The 20,423-nt window shown below is 64.5% G+C and carries 12 protein-coding genes; all 12 read left to right on the top strand.

Annotated elements, in window-relative coordinates; genetic code table 11:
- Positions 1-6 precede the first annotated feature (6 nt).
- Entirely contained in the window at positions 7-3,861 is a 3,855-nt protein-coding gene (locus tag BMZ45_RS12740; RefSeq protein WP_091636923.1) for a lantibiotic dehydratase, read from the top strand.
- Positions 3,858-5,669 carry a hypothetical protein gene (locus BMZ45_RS12735; protein ID WP_091636922.1) on the top strand — a complete coding sequence of 604 codons (1,812 nt, stop codon included), beginning with the start codon at positions 3,858-3,860 and terminating at the stop codon, positions 5,667-5,669. The genes BMZ45_RS12740 and BMZ45_RS12735 overlap by 4 nt, the downstream gene beginning before the upstream one ends.
- The gene (locus BMZ45_RS12730) at positions 5,669-7,666 is read left to right on the top strand and encodes a TOMM precursor leader peptide-binding protein (protein ID WP_091636921.1); all 1,998 of its coding nucleotides are present in this window, start codon (positions 5,669-5,671) and stop codon (positions 7,664-7,666) included. The genes BMZ45_RS12735 and BMZ45_RS12730 overlap by 1 nt, the downstream gene beginning before the upstream one ends.
- On the top strand, positions 7,663-9,141 hold the full coding sequence (locus tag BMZ45_RS12725; protein WP_091636920.1) for a hypothetical protein: 1,479 nt from the start codon (positions 7,663-7,665) through the stop codon (positions 9,139-9,141). Before BMZ45_RS12730 ends, BMZ45_RS12725 begins: the two co-directional genes overlap by 4 nt.
- Positions 9,141-10,112 carry a thiopeptide-type bacteriocin biosynthesis protein gene (locus BMZ45_RS12720; protein WP_091636919.1) on the top strand — a complete coding sequence of 324 codons (972 nt, stop codon included), beginning with the start codon at positions 9,141-9,143 and terminating at the stop codon, positions 10,110-10,112. The genes BMZ45_RS12725 and BMZ45_RS12720 overlap by 1 nt, the downstream gene beginning before the upstream one ends.
- Positions 10,109-11,272 (top strand): ABC transporter permease, encoded by a 1,164-nt coding sequence (locus BMZ45_RS12715; protein WP_091636918.1) that lies wholly within the window; start codon positions 10,109-10,111, stop codon positions 11,270-11,272. The genes BMZ45_RS12720 and BMZ45_RS12715 overlap by 4 nt, the downstream gene beginning before the upstream one ends.
- Complete coding sequence (locus BMZ45_RS12710) at positions 11,269-12,501, top strand: ABC transporter permease (RefSeq protein ID WP_091636917.1); 1,233 nt, start codon at positions 11,269-11,271, stop codon at positions 12,499-12,501. Before BMZ45_RS12715 ends, BMZ45_RS12710 begins: the two co-directional genes overlap by 4 nt.
- Positions 12,502-12,527: 26 nt before the next feature.
- Positions 12,528-13,580 (top strand): efflux RND transporter periplasmic adaptor subunit, encoded by a 1,053-nt coding sequence (locus tag BMZ45_RS12705; RefSeq protein ID WP_217643201.1) that lies wholly within the window; start codon positions 12,528-12,530, stop codon positions 13,578-13,580.
- Between the two features lie 21 nt (positions 13,581-13,601).
- On the top strand, positions 13,602-14,300 hold the full coding sequence (locus tag BMZ45_RS12700) for an ABC transporter ATP-binding protein (RefSeq protein WP_091637251.1): 699 nt from the start codon (positions 13,602-13,604) through the stop codon (positions 14,298-14,300).
- Between the two features lie 26 nt (positions 14,301-14,326).
- Positions 14,327-15,658: a YcaO-like family protein gene (locus BMZ45_RS12695; protein ID WP_175489054.1), complete on the top strand. Its 1,332-nt coding sequence runs from the start codon at positions 14,327-14,329 to the stop codon at positions 15,656-15,658.
- Positions 15,658-17,040, top strand: a complete 1,383-nt coding sequence (locus tag BMZ45_RS12690; RefSeq protein ID WP_091636914.1) for a TfuA-like protein — start codon at positions 15,658-15,660, stop codon at positions 17,038-17,040. Before BMZ45_RS12695 ends, BMZ45_RS12690 begins: the two co-directional genes overlap by 1 nt.
- Before the next feature lie 307 nt (positions 17,041-17,347).
- On the top strand, positions 17,348-20,278 hold the full coding sequence (locus BMZ45_RS12685; RefSeq protein ID WP_254776632.1) for a VIT domain-containing protein: 2,931 nt from the start codon (positions 17,348-17,350) through the stop codon (positions 20,276-20,278).
- The last annotated feature ends 145 nt before the right edge of the window (positions 20,279-20,423 follow it).

The following is a 20,423-nucleotide window of genomic DNA, read 5'->3' as shown; positions in this document are numbered from 1 at the left end:
ATCGATATGGACGAAAGAGTATTGGTTTCAATCGGCGGACCGACCGCGGACGCGGCCTCGATGTTGGTGCACCCGCACTATGTGCTGCGGGTGGCCGGCGAGCCCGCATCGAAGCTGTCGGCTATATGGACCGGCAAATCCGATGAGATGTGGCGACGTCTAGTCGAATTGCGCGAGCTCTCCTCGTCCTTATCCACGCAGTTGTGCGATGAGCTGGCTCAAAGGGTGCCCCAGGTCCTTGATGTCGCCGGCCGCCGGCGCCTACTGGACCTTAGGCGCGCGTTGCATAACGGACGCCCGGCGAAGGCCGCGGAACTCGAAGCGCTTCGAACCTGTGCGGATGCGGCGCTAACCGGGCGCATCCTCGAATTGGATCAAGTCCACGTGGCCTATGCGGCCGCACTGAGGGAGTTCCCGGACGTCTTCGGTCACGAGATGGCCGAAGGGGCTCGGTCCATTCATGCATTGCTGGATTCGAAGAATCTGCAGTTGGCCTTGAGCTACAACAATCATCGGCTGCTGGCGCAGCTGAAGAGTCATTACGGCCAGGCCGCTCCGTCGTCAGACAGCAAAACCGTGCGGAATCTGGAGGATTCTCTGCTGCAGTTCTTCGGCCGGGCGTCTACCAAGACCAGTCCTTTGTCGTCGTTTACGCTGATGCGCGTCGGGCATTGGCAAGACGACGATGGCGCAAGGGTCAGCCGGCTCACGAACCGGGTGGAAAGACGCGTCGAGGCCAAAGCCGCGTTGATGCGACATATTCTTGACGGTTGGATGCGCAACTACGAAACGGTGAGCAGGGTTTTTCCGCTCAAGCTGAATCCGACGGTTCTGGAGGCCGATGGCAAGCTGAAATTGCAGGTGGTGTCCGCAGGACGCGACTTCATCGGGCGCATCTGGGGGACCGGCGTCGATGTTTCTAGTGTCGATGCGAGCCCGATGTTCGCCTGTGTCCGGCGCGCCCTGGAAGACGCGCCCGATGCGTCGCTGCCGATCGAGAGTTTGGTCGATCGGATATGCGCACTGGCGCCCAAGTTGCCCCAAGTGGCCGTCGAAGCCTATGTAAAGAAGCTGTACGAGATCGGCTACTTGTTGGCGCAGACGGGATACGTCGAGCAAACCGACACGCTGGAGTGGATGGCCGATATCGGGGCCGAACTCGGTGACGAGATCGACGGCGATTTCCGCGCGGCCGTTTCGCGTATGCGAGCTGGTCTTGAGGTGATGAGAGGTAACGACGTAGATCAAAGAATCGTGGCGAGTTCGAATCTGGATTCGACGATCTTCGATATGGCTGCGGCAGCCGGTGCGAGAATCGGTGGTTACCTTTATCGCACGCCATACTACGAAAACTGCTACTACACCGGCGACGATCAAGATCTCTCGCTGGGTTTGATCGACGCGCATCGAGAAGAGTTCGACCTTATTCAGCAGGTCAACGGCATCATCGACGCCAATCGGCTGGTCCATACCAGTCTGTGCGATTACTTCGTTTCCAGATTTGGCGAGGATGGCGTTTGTACCGATATCGCCACGCTCATCGAGGAGTTCGATCTCGCCTACGCTCCGCTGGTTTCGGAAGGAAAGGCCGACGCGGAGGGCGTTGCCGAGAATTCTCCGCGCACTCTCGCGCTGCTCCGCGCCAAACGCGCGTTCGAGGATTACCTAAAGCAGCAGCTCGGCCAAGGACGCGACATCCAGTTGGATCCGGAAGCCTTACGCGGAATCGTCGCGATGCTGCCGCAGGGCATGCGGAGCCGAAGCCTCTCCTACAGCTACCTCGTCCAGCCGTTCAAGAGCGACGACGCCGAGGGTCTGGTGTTGAACCAGATCTACGGCGGTCGCTCGGGGATTCTCTCCAGGTTTTGCGAAGTTCTCGACCAGGACGGCATGGCGCAGGTACGTGCATACCTGCAGAAGGGCTCCGAGGCCGGCCACAATGCTGAGTTGGGCGGCGTTTTCGGATTCAATGCGAATCGGCACCCGTCCATGTCAGACGTGGAAGTCGTCGTACCGCCTTTCGGGCCGTCTTACGATCAGACGCGCAAGGTTTCTCTGGCGGAGCTGAGTTTGGTATACGTTCCGAACGAACACCGTCTCGTGTTTCGCGGTGGCGACGGCAAGATCGTCGACATTTGGTATCACGGGTTGCTTACCCCTGTGATGTTGCCAGCGGTGCAGCGCACGATCGCATTGGCCTTCAGCGAGGGGCCGTGCTTTCTTGTGGCGAACGCTATGGCCCGAGTGGCGGATTCGGGCGGAAGCGATGTGCAGTACACGCCGCGGCTCACGCTCGGAAATATCGTCGTTTCGCGACGCTCCTGGACCGTGGCGCACTCAACCTGCCCGGACGCGTCGCTGCCTCCGGCGCAGTTCTATTTGGCCATAAGAGACTGGCAGAAGGCGCACGGGTTGCCGGAGCGCTTCTTTGTTCGCGCGATTCTTGGCGGGTCGGGGGAGAAGACGCGTATTTCGCGTTTTTCCGCGATGAAAGGACTCAATTTCAAGGATCTCAAGCCGTTTTACGTTGACCTGCGCAATCCCAGGTTTGTCCGGCTGCTGCAGAACATGCTAAAGCGGCACGATCTTGCGCTGCAGATCTCCGAATTGCTTCCCGATTTCGAAGATCATGCGTCGTCCGTCGACGACGAGACTCACGTATCCGAGCTGCACTTCGAGCTCACCAGTAAGTCTGACCGGCTTCAGTCGGCGGATCTGCGGTGGTATGCGCTCCGGGTCGCGTACTTCGACGATCGCCGCCAACTGATTCTCGGTCCCATTGCGGAGGCGATCGAAACGGCGAAGCGCGACTTCGGAGTCGAGCGAGCGTTCTTCCTCCCGCACTGGAAATTCGGCCCGCATATCGATCTGTTGTTGCAATGCGATTCCGAGTCCTATGCGCTGCGCGTCTTGCCTGCGGTGCAGGCGATCATAGAGAAGTGGATCGCTGAGAATCCGAGTCGTGCGCAATTGGATCCATTGGAGTACGAGAAGACCTCGCAATGGATAGGCACATCCGAAATAGATAGCGGTCCCTACCTGCCGCTGCTCAAGGACAACTCGGTCGCTCCGGTCCCGTACCTGAGGCCCAAGACCTTGCTGATTCCGGAGGTTGCCGAAAGTAAGGAGCTCATGCTGAGCGATTGCTGCGATCTTATTCTTGAGCTTAATCGCCTCAACGATGTGGATCGCGAATCTTTCTTCATCACCCTTCACGCGATGCTGGCGGCAACTGCGCACACGCAGAAATCGGGGCTCCAGGAAGGGTACATGTCGATGCGTTCGCATGCCGACTACTTCTTCGCCGCTTACGACTCCGACAATGCCCTGCGCGACAGGTTCGACAAAGTCGATGAAAAGAACAAGGAGAAGCTCGATAAAGCCACTCGCGCCGTGGTGGACGGCAGATACGCCGACACCGGTCTGCCGGGGCCTTTCGTCGAGATTCTAGAGCGGTGGACGAAGGTGCTGGCCGATGTGGATATTCGGAGCAAGCGCATCGTCGAGCTGCGGTACGACGAGGTGGTCGGTCAGGGCGACCAGTTCATCGAAATGGCGACGCAGATGCGTCAGGACGTGCCCGACGAGTTCTTCGAAAGGGCCGAAAAGCGTCAGATATCCGAGATCGGCGCGGCTTTCATCAATACGAAGTCGGGGGGCGAAGTGCTGCGGAGGCCGGGATTCCTGGCGTATCGGATCAATGTCAATTTCTTCTATGCATTGCTTCCGTTGCTGGAGATTGCTCCCATCCAGAAGTTCCTGCTTTGCCATCTATTGTCGAACTCGGTGGAACGAGTGTACGGGCAGGACTCGCGAGAGAAAGTCGCGCGCATCCGTGCCATGGAGGAGTCCGGGCAATGAACGCGACGATTGCCGGAAGCCGTGTCAAGCTCAAGAATCACGTCTACTTCGGTGTCGTTTCTGACGGCATATTGTTCGACGCCGGGGACACTTCCTTCGTGCTGAAGGACAAATCGGCGTACCCGATAGTTCAGAAGCTGATCGCGTTGATCGATGCCGGAAACCCGGTGGAAAGCATTCTTGAGCGTGCCCCGGATAAGCTCGCCGAGTTCTTCCGCAAGGTTATCGCATCGCTAACCGAGCACGGCATGCTGTTGGCGGTGGACGCGGATGCGCCGCCGGCGCAGGGCTTGGTTGCGCATACCGGCGCCAACGAGTTGCGCAAGTTCCTTGAGGACAGGCTCGATGGTAGGTCCGTCGAGGCGGAACTGCGCCGTTGGCACGACGCACAAGTCATCGTGATCGGGTCCGGGCAGTCGCTGTTGTCGGCGTTGAGGGCATTGACCGACAGCGGATGCGCGAAGCTTACGGTGATACTCGATGGCGCCGAAACCGAAGGGTTGAATGAACTTCGGACTGAAGTGGAGGCCGAACATGCGGTGCGATTCGCCCTTCGGCGGGGATTGGGCGATGAGGTGCCCATCGACACGGCGGGAATGCTGGTCTACGCGAGCGATAGCGCGGACTTGGCATCGATCGTTCGGGTCGAGAAGGCCATGCGGGAGCACGCCATCGCGGGTTCGATCGGTGCCGTCCTCGAAGGCTACGCCTGCGTCCTGCCGGCCTCGAGGCCTGGGCATCCAGCCGTCGCGGACCTGCTGCATTGGCTGCCCGGGCGGGGCGCCGACGCTGCCTCGCTCGGGCCGATAGCGATGGCGCTGCTGGGTTGCGTCGCGGCGCAAGCCGCAATTTGCAGATTCTTCGGCGTGGAAGCGGCAACGTCGGGAGGTCAGGTGGCGGTGGTTTCGCCGGAACTGGAAGTCGAGTACCGCATGCTGGTCGCCTCGGCCAGAGGCGAGGGCGCGCCGGTGCCGTTCGTGCACCCTTCCAAGTACCAGATGCCGGAAGGGCGGGTCCTGCTGCCGTTCGAACGGATCAAGTACGCGTTGGAGCCGTGGTTCGATCCGCTGCTGGGGCCTTTCAGCATCGTCGCGGACGATCAGATCGAGCAGGTGCCTTTGTTGCAGTATCCAGTAGGGATCAGATCGGCGTCCGAAGCCGGAAAGGAAGAGATCGTCGTCGGCTGGGGATTGGAGCACGCTGAGGCTGTAGTCGACGGCCTGTCACAGGCGATCGGGATTCTGGCGCGCAGTTTCCGCAAGGATGACGCCGCTGTCGTATGCGCGTTCGACGAAGAGGTCTGGAAACGGCGGGCGCTCGCCTATGCCGTGGCGGGCTCGAACGAAATGAGGCAGCGCCACCATTGGGCATGGGTCGACCTAGATCGATTGCCGCCGGGTCCGGCTCGCGTCCTGCACGCGCTATTGCGATTCCACTCGCCTGACGGCATTCGCGCCCAGATCCAATGGGGCGACGCCGGTGATGCCTTCATAGTGCGCGTGTCGCGTGCGGGGGCCACGCTCTGCAGCGTCGTCGCCTCGGATCCTGTCGAGGCGTTGACCGAGGGCTTGGGTAGAGCTTGCAGCATGTTCCAACTTCAGGAGCTGAACGGGATTCGGTTCGACACGGGTCTGGCTCTGCCTGAGCCGGATGACGCGGCACAGGCCGAGGATTGGCACCAAGCCTTGATCGCCGCGCAAGCGGCCACAAGCCGGGAAGTCGAGTACCACTTGCTGACGGCGCCCGGACTACCCCCTTCGGTGTACTGCGGCTATGCCAGCTTGAAAGCGATGGCGAGCGCTTCGTGATGACCGATCATCATATCCGTCGCTACGTCTTCGCCCATCCGTCCAGCCTGGACTTTCTGGGGGGAGTAGGCGTAGTCGCCGCGATCTCGCGCGCGAAGCCTAGTGCCTTCGCGGATCTCGCACACGTCGAGCGGTATCAGATCGGCGGGGGAGACGAATGCCTGGTGCTGTTCGATCTGCGCTTGGACATGCAACGTGCGCTGGAGGTCCAGAAGACTCTGGTCAACGCTGGCGCCACGGTTGTCTTCGTTGGCGTCGAACCCGGAACGGTTCGGATCGGGCCGGTGGTCATGCCAGGCGAAGGTCGATGCCTCGATTGTTTGGGGCAGCGGATCCAATCCAATCATCCGATCGGGAAGGCGTACGTCGAGGATGTCGTGCGATCCCGTCCGTTGCCGTACAAGCCATTGTCTCCGGCTTCTCGCACCGCCATCGTCGGATTGATGTCGACCTTGCTCGAGGGCGCTCTGGGCCGGGAATGGAGCGCGCTTCCCGTAGGCAGTTACTACACGGTACGGATAGACAGCTTGGAGATCGTCCGTCACCGCTTCATACAGGTGACTCACTGTCCTTCTTGCGATGTCGCGCCGACGCCCACCAGCCCCGAACCCTTGCGGTTCGAGCCCAGGATCAAACGTAGCCCTTGGGATAAGCGTCCGCCGAACGAAAAGCTGTCCTTGCTTGGCGCAAGGCGCATGTTCGTGGATAGGCATTGCGGATTGATCAAGCATGTGTTCCAAAACATGCAGTCCGACCTCATGCCCTTATTCACCTCGGAGCGCGCTTTCGCGGGAGGTGGGAGCACCGACTACAACCACGGTCGTGCGTTCAATTACCAGACCTCCGAGCTGATCGCGATCCTGGAAGGGGTAGAGCGCTATGCCGGCAACGAACCGCGCGACGGCTTGATCGCCTTGCGTGGAAGCCGCTCGCAAATGGTCTCGAGGTTCGGGGATCGGGTGGTCGATCCGGCCGCATTCATCATGCATACGCCAGAACAGCAAGCCGATCCACTGTTCAGGTTCGAAGCCTATACCGAGGATCTCGAGTGCGGCTGGATTTGGGGGCATTCGATCCGGCGCGCCGAGCCGATTCTGGTTCCGGAGCAGTTGGCTTACTACAACATCAAGAGTCGTCCGGGCGCGCCGACGAACCGCTTCATCTACGATTCGTCCAACGGTGGTTCGCTCGGCGGCAGCCTCGAGGAAGCGGTGCTGGGCGGCTTGCATGAGGTCGTCGAGCGCGACGCCTATTTCTCGACTTGGTACTCGCGGATCGCGCCGGTCCGGATCGATAAGCAGAGCATCGACGATCGGCGTAGCGCCGCGCTGATCGCCCGATCCGAAGCCGCAGGCTTCGAAGTCCATCTGTTCGACATGACGAGCGAAGCGCGGATCCCCGTGGTCGGGGCGATGATCGTGGACCCGTCCGCGGATGCCAGGATCAAGTCTTACTGCGCGTCCGCTTGCGAAGGGCGTTGGGGTGGGGCGATCTTCTCGGCACTGGCGGAAGTTACGACCTCGATGGGGGTGTATCGAAAGAACGAGACCCTGGATTTCGACCGCGCACGTGCGATGTTGGAGGATCATGCGTTGGTCAAGGACATGTTCGATCATGTTCTGCTCTACAGCCTCAACGAGTCCTTCGAACGTCTGCGTTTCCTGCTGGATGGCGACATGCGAACCTTGCAGGAGTGCCGGGAGCGAGTGCCCGACGCCTTGCAGGTCGACCTCACGCAGGAGTTGCAAGCCGATTGCGCCAAGGTGCTTGAAGTCGCGGTCGACATCATCGTGGTGGATCAGACCTTCTCCGAACTGCGGGAGCTGGGGTTGGGCGCGGCCAAGGTCCTAGTGCCGGGCATGATGCCAGTGACGTTCGGGCACCAGTACAGGCGTATCGACATGGACCGACTGGATCGGTTTGCCCGCTTCAGGGGCCTGCCGGACGCTAAGTTCACGCCCGCGAACGTGAACCCTTACCCGCATAACTTCCCATGACGCTGACCGACGCCGCGAGCGCTGATCGTTTGGAAGCATGGGTGCTCGCGGGCCACCAACGCCTGGAGCGTCTGATCGTTCCTGCGTTCGGCGCCGGAAAGAAGGAGTACAGGCGCCAGCCGTCCGAGGTCGAGCCGGCGACGGTACGGAGGTTGCCGCTGGTAGGGCTTCCGCGCGAACTTTGCGATCTGGATGCATGGCTGTCCGGCGCGCCGGAGGCCCCGTCGACGCTGGATCCCAGCGTCAGGCTGTCGCTGTTCTTCAGGTATCTCGCGTGTCCAGTCCGCTATGAGCCGTACAGCGAGTCGGCGATACACAAGGCCGTTCCATCCTCGCGCGGCAGATACCCGCTCAGATACTTCTTCGTCCAGTCGATCGGAGGCGAGTCGCGTGTGTACGCCTACATTCCGGAATTCCATGGCTTGCAGGAGCTGCCGGAACTGGTGTCGCCGGCATTGCAGGACGGAGCGGCGGCCCTTGTGTGCATAGGCAGGGCCTGGCGCTACGCCGAAGAGTACGGTGAGTTCGCGCATGTGCCCTGCGTACTCGAATCCGGGCACGCGCAATCGCAGGCCCATCATCTGGCCAGGTTGCTGGAGATCGACGACGTCGCCGATCCCGACCGGGAGCTGGGTCGATCGTTCTGCGCATTGCCGCTGGAGATCCCGCTTCATTGCGTCGGTTTGCGGCCGCGCTTCGACGCGGCCGGTTTGCCGTCGAGTGCAGCCAAGCTCGCCACGCCTCGGCCTTTTCCGGAGATGGAGCTGCGCTTTCCGAAGCTGGATCTGTTTCAGCGTTGCTTTGATGCAGGCAGCTCGCCCGCGCGCGCCGTTGCGCCCACAGCATCGTGCGCGGACGGGTTTGCCCGCCGGCGCGACGTCGGAGGCCGCGGAGTGCTGGATCTCATGCGCCGGCGCACGTCCGGAAACGATCGCGGGCTGGCGTCCTCGGTGTTGTCGGAGCTTCCAGCAGGCAGCTTCGCTTCCATCGTAGCGACCTGGGGCGCTATCCGGAAAAGCCGTCCTGCCAATGCCGCGGGAAGTGCTCTGGGACTGTCTTTGGTCTGGCTGGCGCACGAGGCGGGCAAGGCGCCGAACATCCACGACATCGACGGTGAGTCCCTGGTCGCGCGTTCGTGGCGGGGCGATCTGCACGATGCGATCGCAAAGATGCTTCCGTATGCGAATACCAAGTACAACCTCTCGGCGCTGACGGCCGTGCTCATCATTCAGGCCGATCTGCAATCGGCTATCGAAGCTCTGGGCGACGCGGCGCTTCGCGAGATCTACATCGCAGCAGGCGCGGCGGCGCAGGACTTCTCGATCGCGGCGACGGCGCACGACATGTTCGCTCGCCCCGCGAAGATGATGCGCGAGGCCCGCTTGGAGTCCGAGCTGTCCCTGCGCGGCCAGGTTGTTTATCTCGTGCTCTGCGGTTTCGCGCGATCGGCCAATCCGACCATGGAGCTGTGTTGATGAGTCACCCGCGCCATGATTGGCTTTCGATACACGTATTCCTCTCCGATCCGGAGCGGGTCGAGCGCTACGTGCGCGAATCTTTGGATTCGGCGATCCAGAAATGGCGCGCGAACGGGGACTTGGACCGCTGGTTCTTCATTCGCTACTGGGAGGGTGGGCCGCACCTACGCATCCGCCTGTGCGGCCGTATCGTCCAGGACGAAGAACGGGCGATACAGGTGTTGTCCGAGCGCATCGCGGAATTCCGCTCGGACAAGCCGCCAACACGGGAGGAGTATTACCGCTCGCATGCCTTCGATGGCGCTCCGGTCGTGGTCGAGGATTTGCCCTGGTACACAGAGGGCACCGTGGCCAAGATCGGCTACGAGCCGGAGATCCTGCGTTACGGCGGAGAGGACGCCATAGAGTTCAACGAGCAACTGTTCGAGCTGTCGTCGCGGTTGGCGCTGAGTCTGTGCAAAGCGACGCAGGGAAACGGAAGCGGTCGTCTGTCGTCGGCATTCGCGCTGATGGCAGCGGCGATTCTCGCCTGCGACGAGGACCTGCCCGGCCTTGCCAACTACTTCAGGCGATACGGTTCGCTATGGGCCTCGATGACCGGTCACGAGGCCCTGGGTACGGAGCTTCCGCAGCCGAGCGAAGACCAGCTCAAGCTGCTGCTCCGGCTGGAGCAGGAGGCGCTGGCTGGCTGGAACGAGCGCAGCGCCCATGCCGTTTGGGCCGCCGGCGTCCGGCAGTTGGCCCAACGCCTGAGGTCGTTGCACCAGCAGGGGCGGTTGAGCGCACCTTACGAAGGGGGTAGGACTGTTGGCGACGACATGTGCAAGAACGCGGTGCTGGCGATCGTCGGGTCGCAGATCCACATGCTGAACAACCGATTGGGCATCCCTCCCGCGGGCGAATTCCTTCTGGCCCGGATCCTGGCAGGCGCCGCGAATGCTTTGAAGCGACAGGGGGCCATGGCATGAACGATATGAATCTGATTTGGCGGTACCACCGGTTTTTCCGGTTGCGCTCCCTATTGCTCACCGGGGCGGTCGCCCTGGCGTTTTGTACCTTCGGTATCCTAGGTGCCTTGAGGTACTCGATGAACGGCGGCGACCAATCCATCGCGTCGCGTCGCTTGATGGTGACCAGCGCTGCCGGTGCGATGCAGGTGTTGCCCTTGTCCTCGATGGACGCGATCAGCAAGGTCGAGGGGCTGCGGACGGTCAGTTATGCCACCTGGATCGGACTGTACTACCGTGAACAGTCGAACATGTTCATGAGCTTCGCGGTCGACCCGAAGACCTGGATCGACACGCATCCGGATATGGCGATGGACGAGTCGACCAAGCAGGCGTTTCTCAAAGACCGCCGCGCGATACTGGTCAGCACCGATATAGCCGATAAGTTCGGGTGGAAGAAGGGCGATTCGGTGCCCTTGCATAGTCTCTTGTTCAAGCCGCCGCAAGGGGAGTCCGCCTGGAACTACATCGTCGCCGGCGTGTTTCGTTCGGAAAAGGGCGCGGGCAGCCGGAATTATGCCGTCACTCACTACGACTATCTCAACGAGAACCGTAATTTCTGGAAGGACACCGTCGGAAGCTTCGTGGTGACCTTGGACGCGAAAGTGACTGCCGACGATGCGTCGCAACGCATCGACGCGGCTCTGGAGACCAGCGCTTGGCCTTCATACACCAGCTCGGACCAGGTGTTTCATAACGAATTCTTCGCTCAGTTCGGCGATGTCGTGTCCATGATAGAGCTGGTGGTCGCCGTCACGTTCGGGACCCTGATGCTCATAGTCAGCAGCGGCATGGCTTTGGGCATACGCCAACGCAGACGGGATCTGGGCATCCTGCGCGTTATAGGCTATTCGAACGCCAAGATCCTGCGCATCGTAGTAGGTCAGACGATGATGGTGGTTCTGGTCGGAGCCGCGCTGGGGATGCTCATCGCTTTCGTATTCAACTGGGCGATTACCTCAAGGTATCCCGAAATTCTTCCGCATATGTCTCTGCCGATCCCGGTGATGATGCAAGCGCTGGCAATCGGCGTGCTCCTTAGTTTGGCCGCCGCGGCCATTCCCGCGTTCATCGCGTTGCGCACCAAGCCTGTTGAGGCGATGGCGGAGGAGGCGATATGAGCGACATCCATCCGTCCACGGGCGCAGCGCGCGCGGGCGCCGAGCATGCCGGCACGATCTCGCAGTTCATCACATTGATACCGGTCGCGATCGGCAACGCGTTCCGGGCGCGCTGGGCCAGCGCGACGACGATCGCCTGCGTGGTGCTGGCCGTGGCCGTTCTCAGTACGTTTCTGGCCATGGCGCGCGGGTTCTACGCGGCTGGCGAGAGCGCCGGCTCTGATCGGATGGCCGTCATGCTTGGGCGGCAGGCGCCCATCGAAGTCGAAAGCGACATCGACCCGGCCGAGGCGGTGCTGCTGGAGGGCGCGCCGGGACTGTCGCGGCTTAGCGAAACCTCCAAGGTGTCGCCCGAAGTGGTTGTTTCGGTCAGCCGTAGAGCCAAGGATCTCACCAAACGAATCAACTCGACCTTGCGCGGAATGCGCCCTGAGGGGCTGCGGCTGCGGGAGCATCAAGGGTTCGAGCTGGTCGAGGGTCGCCCGTTCCGTTCCGGCATGTACGAGATTATCGTGGGCCGCCAGCTCGCTCAGAGAGTGATCGGGCTGGAGGTGGGGCACCAGATCGCGTTGAGCGGGAAGACCTGGACGGTCGTGGGCGTGTTCAAGATGTCCAACAGTCTGTTGGAGAACGAGTACTACGCGGACGTTCAATCCGTGCAAGCGGCCTTCGACCGTCAGAATCAGTTCCAGTCGATCTACGCCTGGCTCAAGCCGGGCGACTCAGTGGAAGACCTGCGCGCCTTCGTAGAAGCGGACCCGCGATTCCAGGTCGATGTGCTCACTCAGCGCGACCTGTATCGGGATCAGGTCGAGGACACCAGCAAGATCATCCGTTATCTGGGCTGGCCCTTGGCATTCGTATTGTCAATCGGCACCTTCGCCGGCGTGCTTAATACCATGCTGATGGTTATCGAGGGCCGGCGACGCAATCTGAGCGTGCTGCTGATGCTGGGTTTTTCGCCCGCCGCGATCCGAATGACCGTGCTGCTTGAAACCTTGCTGCTGACCATGACGGGGGCCTTGCTGGGGACGCTGCTGATGTATCTGTTCTTGGACGGACGCGCGGCCTCCATCGTCGGCAAGTACTACACCACCATCGATTACACCTTGCAGGTCGATTGGACCGTGCTGCTCAATGCAATGGGGCTGGCCATAGCGGTGGGCCTGGTCGGCGGCGCGCTCTCCAGTCTGGCAATTCCCAGTTACCGTAAGATCAAATCGGCCTGAATCTCATGAATACAGCTGAATCCGACATGGAAAAGATGGATGGCGCTGCGAAGGCCAGGATCGAGAAGATTCGCGGCCTTTCTCTGGTTCGCGAGGAGTCCGCGCCGGCGCGGAGCGGGCGACCGTCGCGAATCGTATTCGTGTTGTTGTGCGTACTGGTGGCGCAGACACTGCTATTCGCCTACTTCATGATCTTCGGTGCCGGCGCGAAGCCGGAAACCGCGGCGCCGGCTGCTGCCGGCGCGACGGCTTCCGGCGCGGCAGCCAAATCGGCGGGCGCAGCGCCGGTGGTCGCGGCGGGCGATGGCGGCGTGCAGTTGCAGGCGCAGGGCTTCGTGGTCGCTATGCGCCAGGCCACCGTGTCCACGCGGGTGGCCGGCATCGTCACCGAGGTGCCGGTGGACGTCGGCGACTATGTAGAGCGTGGCCAGATCGTCGGCGTGCTCAATTCGGATCTGGCCGAGCAGGACCTGCAGCTCGCCGAGAAGGAGTTGTCGTCGCTGCGCTCGCAGGTGGCGCGCGATCGCGCCAGGCAGGCTCAGGCGGAAAGCGAGTATCAGCGCGAGTTGCTCCTGGAGAAAAGCAATTACACGTCGCGCGCGCGCGTCGACGAGAAAAGCGCTGCGAGCATCGTTGCGCGCACCGCGGTGGCCAGCACGATGGCCGAACTCGATGTGGGCGAGGTCCGGGTCCGGCAACAGCGCAGCTTGCTGGGCAATTACACCATCCGGGCGCCGTTCTCCGGAATCGTGGTCGAGAGGAACTCGCAGGTGGGCGAACTGGTCGCTCCGATGAGCGCTGGCGGCAGCTTCACCCGAACCGGTATCTGCACCATCGTCGATATGAATTCGCTGATCCTGGTGGTCGATGTCGGCGAGCAGCAGATCCAGCATGTGAAGGTCGGACAGTCGGTGAACTTCCGGCTGTACTCGGACGAACGAACCCAAATGAAGGGGCGCGTGCAGCGGATCGTGCCCAGCGCGGATCGGGCGAAGGGAACGCTGCAGGTGCAGGTCGCCATTATCGGACGGAATCCGGGGGCGTTGCCGGGCATGCGCGCGAACGTGGATTTCATGTAAACGGATTTGATGGAGCAGATCATGGGCAACAACAATGGATTCAAACTCGTGTCCGTATCGAAGATCTACCAGCGCGGGGCCGATTCGACGACCATATTCGACGATCTGAACATGGACATCCCGGCCGGATTGTTCTTGGCGCTGATGGGGCCCTCCGGTTCGGGAAAGACCACCTTGCTCAATCTGCTCGCGGGCGTGGACAGGCCGTCATCCGGTCAGGTCCTGTTCGACGGGAAGCGCATCGACGATATGCCGCAAGCCAGCATGGCGCGTTGGCGCGCCCGCAACGTCGGCTTCGTGTTCCAGTCCTACAACCTGCTGCCCATGCTCAGCGCCGAGCAAAACGTGTCCCTGCCGCTGTCGCTGATGCGCATGACCTCGGCCGAGCGCAAGCGCCGGGTCGCGTCGGCGCTGGATCTGGTCGGCCTGTCGCATCGCGCCCGGCACATGCCCAGCCAGCTGTCGGGCGGTGAGCAGCAACGCGTGGCCATCGCGCGGGCGATCGTTGGCGACGCACCGGTGCTGCTGTGCGACGAGCCCACCGGCAACCTGGACCGCGCGGTGGCCAGCGAAGTGCTGGACTTGCTGCGCGACCTCAACCGCGAACTCGGCAAGACCGTGGTCATGGTCACCCACGATCAGCGTGCGGCCGGCTATGCCACGCTGGGCATGCAGCTGGACAAGGGGCGCTTCGTCGATATGGCCTTGGCCGCGGCTTGAGGGTTCCCGTCCGCATGGAACAGCGTATGGACCAGACCGCACTGCCGGCGACCGCAACCGATCCTGAAGCTCGTGGCGCAGGCGAGTCGGCGGTCGCGCCGATCCGCGTGTTCGGCGAGGAGCTGCGGCTGATGAAGTCGTTCTGGGACGGTACCCAACGCGCCTGCGATCCCGAGGACACGGTGCGGCGGCTGCAGGCGCTGGCGCCGCGTATCGGCCTGACCCGGTTGGCGAACGTCACCGGGCTGGACGTGATCGGGGTGCCGGTCTGGGTGGCGATCCGGCCGAATTCGCGTGGCCTGGCCACCGCGCAGGGCAAGGGCCTGACCCATGCCGCGGCCAAGGCCTCGGCGCTGATGGAGTCGGTGGAGTGCTGGCACGCGGAAACCATCGAACGGCCGGTGTACGTGGACTCGCCCTGGTCCTTGCGTCGCAGGGCGCCCATCGTGCAGTACGAACGGCTGAGCCATTACGAGGACAGCGCGCCGCGCGCGGACCAGCCCATCGCCTGGGTCGAAGGTTACGACCTGCTGCAGGACGGCCCGGTCTGGGTGCCGCTGGAGAGCGTGAGCACCAACTACGTCGGCAGCGGCCGGCGCGGCTCGGCCACGACCTTCATGCAGTCCAGCAACGGCCTGGCCGGCGGCAACGAAGTGCTGGAGGCGATCACCCACGCGCTCAAGGAGCTGATCGAGCGCGACGCGATCCATCACGCGGGCGATGCGATGCGCAGCTTCGACAGCGCGCGCCGCGTGAGCATCGAAACCATCGATGCCCCCGACTGCCGAGCGGTGCTGGATAAGCTCGATGCGGCCGGCGTCTCGGTCGCCGCCTTCGATCTGAGCTCCGACCTGGACATACCCGTTTACGGCTGTTCCATCGTCGATGCCGACGACGCCTTGCGCTGGCGCACGCTGCCGCACTTCAATGGCTACGGCTGTCACCTCAATCCCGGCATCGCCCTGCTGCGCGCACTGACCGAAGCGGTGCAGAGCCGCCTGACCTATATCAGCGGCTCGCGCGACGACATCGCGCCCGGACAGTACCGCTCGGGCGGCAATCCCAACGCGCTCAAGAGCTTCCGCGAGGCCTGGGCGCGGTCGCCGGCTAGCTTGGATTTCCGTGAGCGCAAGAACCTGGCGACCACGAGCTTCAACGGCGACATCCGCTATCTGCTCGACCGCTTGCGCGCGGCCGGCATCGAGAATGCGGTGGCGGTGGACCTGCGCAAGCCGGACATCGGCGTTTCGGTGGTGCGCATGGTCGTGCCGGGCCTTGCCGGCGCGCTGTCGCACGGGCGCGCGATCCGCGTACCGGAGCGCGATCGGCTCGCCCGGCCCGCTGGAGCGCCGCGCTGATGGCCACCTTCGTCTATCTGGGGCCGTCCTTGCCGCGCGGCGAGGCCGAAGCGATCCTGCCCGCGGTCTATCTGGACCCCATCGCCATGGGCGACCTCTATACGCTGGTACGCACCCGCGCACGGCGCGGCGACCGGGTGGCGATCGTCGACGGTTTCTTCGAGCAGGTGCCCGCGGTCTGGCACAAGGAAATTCTGTACGCGATCGAGAGCGGGATTGCGGTCTACGGCGCCTCCAGCATGGGCGCGCTGCGCGCCGCAGAGCTGCACGGCTTCGGCATGCGTGGCCTGGGCCAAGTGTTCGAGGCCTACCGCGACGGGGCCATCGAGGACGACGACGAAGTCGCGGTGGCGCACGCCACCCAGGAAGACGGCTACCGCTCTCTGTCCACCGCCATGGTCAGCATCCGCTTCGGACTGGATCGGATGCGCCAGGCCGGCCAGATTACGGCCGAGCAACACGGGCTGCTGTGCGCCTACGCCAAGGCCCAGCACTACAACGTGCGCAGCTGGGCGGACACCTACGCCTACGCGCTGGGCATCGGCCTGGACGAGCAGGTGCTGGCCGCGCTGCGCGAGCTGGCCGGCGAACCCGACGCGAAGGCGCAGGACGCCGCAGCGCTGCTGCGGCATTTGGCGACGCTGGGCGACGCTGCCGACGAGCCGCCGGCGCCGGAGTTCGTGCTGGAGCAGACCGGCCTGTGGCGCGACCTGGCCCAATCGCAGGAGGCGCGGGTCGCTGGCGAGTCGCTGAAGGCGGGCTGGTCCAGCGCTGCGATCGACGCCGAGGCGGTCGAGCATGCGCGGGCGGCGTCGCCGGCGCGCGATGCCTTGCTGCGCGAGGCGCTGCTGATGAAGATCGCCAGGGAGAGCCGCTCGGCGTCGCCGCCGGGCCCCCAGGACATGAAGGCAGCCGTGTTCCGGATCGCGGCCAGAAACGGCCTGCGCAGCACCGCCGATCTACGGGCTTGGCGGGACGGGCAGGGGCTGAGTGATGCGGACTGGCTGTCCCTGCTGGAAATGGACGCGCGCGTGCAGCAGCTGTCCTTGCAGGCCCTGGCCGGCGTGGACGCCTACCTGCTCGCCGCGCTGAAAGCCAGCGGCCGCTACGCCGACGCGGTCGCCGACGTGGCCGCGATCCGCGAGCGCTACGGCGACGCCTGGCTTAAGCAACTGTCCGCCGAAGACTTCAACATCGGCTACGCCGACCTGCAGCGCTGGTACGAACAGCACTACGGCCCGATGCTGCCCGACCCCGAGGCCTACGCGCAGTCGCTGGGTTTCCAAAACCTCTCGGGCTTCGTGACCCACATCCTGGGCCGGTATCTGCTGGCGCAGGGCATCGAGGAGCCTGCTGCGCCCACGGGCGAACCGGCGCTTTGATCGCGGCTCACGCCGCTCCTATCGAGCGTCGAACTTACTCGCCGAAGTAGGGCCGGCGTCGTTGGGTGCAGGCTACCAGTACGGTATCGGGCAGCTGCAACAACGCGGCGGTCGCCGCGAGGTCCGGGCATCGCGGTTCCAGAGGCCGCACTCGCGGGAATGTACGCCTGCGCCATGGCAAGGTGGCAGCGGGGCGGTCGCGATTATCCGAACCTGGACGTGGCGAGCCGCGGCTCAACCCCGTTCAGCGTGCGCATGCGTTGACTACCTGCAGGCTGATCGACGACCAATCCAGGAGAGGTGACCGGTGCGTTCCTATGTCTTGCATGTGTGCCTGCTGTTGGGGCTGAGCGGCGCGGTTGCCGCCCAGGTCATGGCCCCGCCGGACCGGGGCTCGGTCACCGCGCCGCCGCTGATGCGCGCCAACGGCGCCGAGCGGCCGATCGTGCTGGAGACGGCCGCGGTCGAGGTCGAGCTCAACGGCGGGCTGGCCCAGACCACGGTCGAACTGAGCTTCCGCAATCCCAATGCGCGCGCGCTGGAAGGCGAGCTGCAGTTCCCGCTGCACGAGGGCCAGCAGATCAGCGCGTTCGCCCTGGATATCGACGGCCGCATGCGCGCGGCGGTGCCGGTGCCCAAGGCGCAGGGGCAGGCCGTGTTCGAGGCGATCGAGCGGCGCGGGATCGACCCGGCCTTGCTGGAAAAGACCGAGGGCAACCATTTCCGCCTGCGCGTGTATCCGATTCCGGCGCAGGGCACCCGCCGGGTGCGCCTGAGCTATGTCGAAGCTCTGCGCCCGGACGGAGATGGCCGGCGCCTGCCATTGCCGCTGGATTACGCGCGCGGCGCCGATGCCGTCGAGCTGCGCGTGCTTGCGCGCGGCGCCTCGGCGCCGCGCGTCGACGGCGGTTTCGGCCGGATCGATTTCAAGCGCGACGGCCAAGGCGGCTACCGCGCGCGGATCGAGCGCGCGCAAGCGGGCGGCGGCCTGAGCCTGCGCTTCGCCCGCGCCGAGTCGCCGCAGGTCTATACCCAAAGCGTCGACGGCCAGCACTACTTCCTGGCGGAAGTGCCGCTGGCCGCGGCCGCCGCCCGGCGCGCGCTGCCCAAGCGGGTGGGCCTGCTGTGGGACAGCTCGGCGTCGGGCCGCAAGCGCGATCAGGCCGGCGAGCTGGCCTTGCTGGACCGCTACTTCGCCGCGCTGGGCGACGCTCAGGTGCGCCTGATCCGCTTGCGCGACCGCGCCGAGGACGCCGGCGAGTTCCGCGTCCAGGGCGGCGATTGGCGCGCCTTGCGCGAGGCCTTGAAAGCCACGGTCTACGACGGCGCCACCGACCCCGGCGGCTGGACGCCGCAGGCCGAGGTCGAGGAATACCTGCTGGTCAGCGACGGCCTGTTCAATTACGGCCAGCGCCGCTTCCCCGAACTGGGCCGCGGCCAGCGTCTGTACGCGATCAATTCCGCCGGCAACGCCGCCGACGGCGCGCGCCTGAGCGCGCTGGCCGAGGGCCACGGCGGTCGTCTGATCGCCTGGCAGACGCCGGGCGCGATCGAGGACGGCGCACGCGAGTTGTTGGCGGCCGATGCGCGCCTGCGCGATCTGGAGGCCTTGGGCGCGACCGACCTGGTCGCCGAGTCGGCCTATCCGCAGGGCGGCGTGCTGCGCGTGGCCGGGCGCCTGACCGCGCCTGGCGCGACATTGACGCTGCGCTTCGACGGCCAGGCGCCGCTGCAACTGAAGATCGGCGCGGACGCGCCGGACAGCGCCTATGCGGCGCGGCTGTGGGCCGGCTACCGGGTGCGTGCGCTGGGCGCCGAACCGGAGCTCAATCGCGCCGCCATCGCGCGCCTGAGCCAGCAGTTCGGCCTGGTCACGCCCGAGACCTCGCTGCTGGTGCTGGAAGCGGTCGCCGACTATCTGCAGTACGACATCCTGCCGCCGGCCGAGCTGCGCGCCGAGTTCGATCGCTTGAAGTCCGCGCAGCGCGGGCAGCGCGACGAGGCGCGGCGCTCGCATCTGGACGCGATCGCCGCGCAGTTCGAGGACACCGTGCAGTGGTGGCAGAAGACCTGGCCGAAGGGCCGGCCGCCGCAGCCCAAGCCGACGATCGCCGCGCCCACGACGGAAAGCGACAGCTACGCTTACGCGCCGCCGATGCCGATGGCCGCACCTGCGCCCAGCGCGGTGCGCGAAGTGGCGGCCGCGGACGCGGCGTCGCAGAGCCTGGACCGGGTCGAGGTCACCGGCTCGCGCCTCAGGGCCGAGGATCTTGCGGCCGAGGCCGCGCCCAAGGGCGAGGCCGGCGCCGGCGACGGCGGCGAAGGCCGCGGCGCGACCATCGCCCTGCAGGCCTGGAAGCCCGACTCGCCCTACGCCGCGCGCCTGCGCAAGGCCACGCCGGAGCAGGCCTACGCGATCTACCTGGACGAGCGCGACGGTTATGCCGCCAGCACCGCGTTCTATCTGGACGTGGCCGACGTGCTGCTGGAGAAGCGGCAGCGCGCACTGGCGCTGCGGGTGCTGTCCAACCTGGCCGAGCTGGACCTGGAGAACCGCCACATCCTGCGCGTGCTCGGTTATCGCCTGCTGCAGGCCGACGAGCCGACGCTGGCGGTGCCGCTGTTCGAGCGCGTGGTGCGCCTGGCCGAGGAGGAACCGCAAAGCTTCCGCGATCTCGGCCTGGCCTATGCGGCCGCGCGCGACTACCAGCCGGCCATCGACAACCTCTATCAAGTGGTGAGCCGGAGCTGGGACAGCCGCTTCGACGGCGTGGCCTTGATCGCGCTCAACGAGCTCAACGCGATCGTGGCGACCTCGGGCCGCCCGCTGGACACCTCGGCGATGGACAAGCGCCTGCTGCGCAATCTGCCCTTGGACCTGCGCGCGGTGCTGAGCTGGGACAGCGACAACTCCGACATGGACCTGTGGGTGACCGACCCCAACGGCGAGCGCTGTTTCTACCAGCACACCCTGACCTACCAGGGCGGGCGCATCTCCAACGACTTCACCGGCGGCTACGGCCCCGAGGAATTCATGCTGCGCGACGCCAAGCCCGGCAAGTACAAGGTCGAGGCCAACTTCTACGGCGATCGTCAGCAGCTGGTCACCGGCGCCACCACCCTGCAGCTGTGGCTGAGCACCGGCTTCGGCACCTCGCGCCAGCAGGACCAGCGCGTGACCCTGCGCCTGAAGCAGCAGTCGGAAACCGTGCTGGTCGGCGAGTTCGAGGTCCGGTAGCGCGCGGCGCCGCTCCTGCCCGGGGGTAGGAGCGGCGTCCCGCCGGGATTTCCTTGGGTTGTTAGCCGCTGCCGTGGATTGGCGCGGTCGCGGCGCGAGTCGGTCGAGCGCGGGACCGGTCCAGAGCTAGGGGCCCCCGGGCCTG

It is taken from the genome of Lysobacter sp. cf310, assembly GCF_900114355.1.
In the GTDB taxonomy this organism is placed as follows: Bacteria; Pseudomonadota; Gammaproteobacteria; order Xanthomonadales; family Xanthomonadaceae; genus Lysobacter.
Note: the sequence above shows the minus strand (reverse complement) of the source record. Positions and strands in the feature narration are given on the sequence as shown.

What these genes read in the sequence shown, in the direction of transcription:
- BMZ45_RS12740 (WP_091636923.1), top strand. Translation starts at nt 7, where the DNA reads ATGGACGAAAGAGTATTGGTTTCAATCGGCGGACCGACCGCGGACGCG.
- BMZ45_RS12735 (WP_091636922.1), top strand. Translation starts at nt 3,858, where the DNA reads ATGAACGCGACGATTGCCGGAAGCCGTGTCAAGCTCAAGAATCACGTC.
- BMZ45_RS12730 (WP_091636921.1), top strand. Translation starts at nt 5,669, where the DNA reads ATGACCGATCATCATATCCGTCGCTACGTCTTCGCCCATCCGTCCAGC.
- BMZ45_RS12725 (WP_091636920.1), top strand. Translation starts at nt 7,663, where the DNA reads ATGACGCTGACCGACGCCGCGAGCGCTGATCGTTTGGAAGCATGGGTG.
- BMZ45_RS12720 (WP_091636919.1), top strand. Translation starts at nt 9,141, where the DNA reads ATGAGTCACCCGCGCCATGATTGGCTTTCGATACACGTATTCCTCTCC.
- BMZ45_RS12715 (WP_091636918.1), top strand. Translation starts at nt 10,109, where the DNA reads ATGAACGATATGAATCTGATTTGGCGGTACCACCGGTTTTTCCGGTTG.
- BMZ45_RS12710 (WP_091636917.1), top strand. Translation starts at nt 11,269, where the DNA reads ATGAGCGACATCCATCCGTCCACGGGCGCAGCGCGCGCGGGCGCCGAG.
- BMZ45_RS12705 (WP_217643201.1), top strand. Translation starts at nt 12,528, where the DNA reads ATGGAAAAGATGGATGGCGCTGCGAAGGCCAGGATCGAGAAGATTCGC.
- BMZ45_RS12700 (WP_091637251.1), top strand. Translation starts at nt 13,602, where the DNA reads ATGGGCAACAACAATGGATTCAAACTCGTGTCCGTATCGAAGATCTAC.
- BMZ45_RS12695 (WP_175489054.1), top strand. Translation starts at nt 14,327, where the DNA reads ATGGACCAGACCGCACTGCCGGCGACCGCAACCGATCCTGAAGCTCGT.
- BMZ45_RS12690 (WP_091636914.1), top strand. Translation starts at nt 15,658, where the DNA reads ATGGCCACCTTCGTCTATCTGGGGCCGTCCTTGCCGCGCGGCGAGGCC.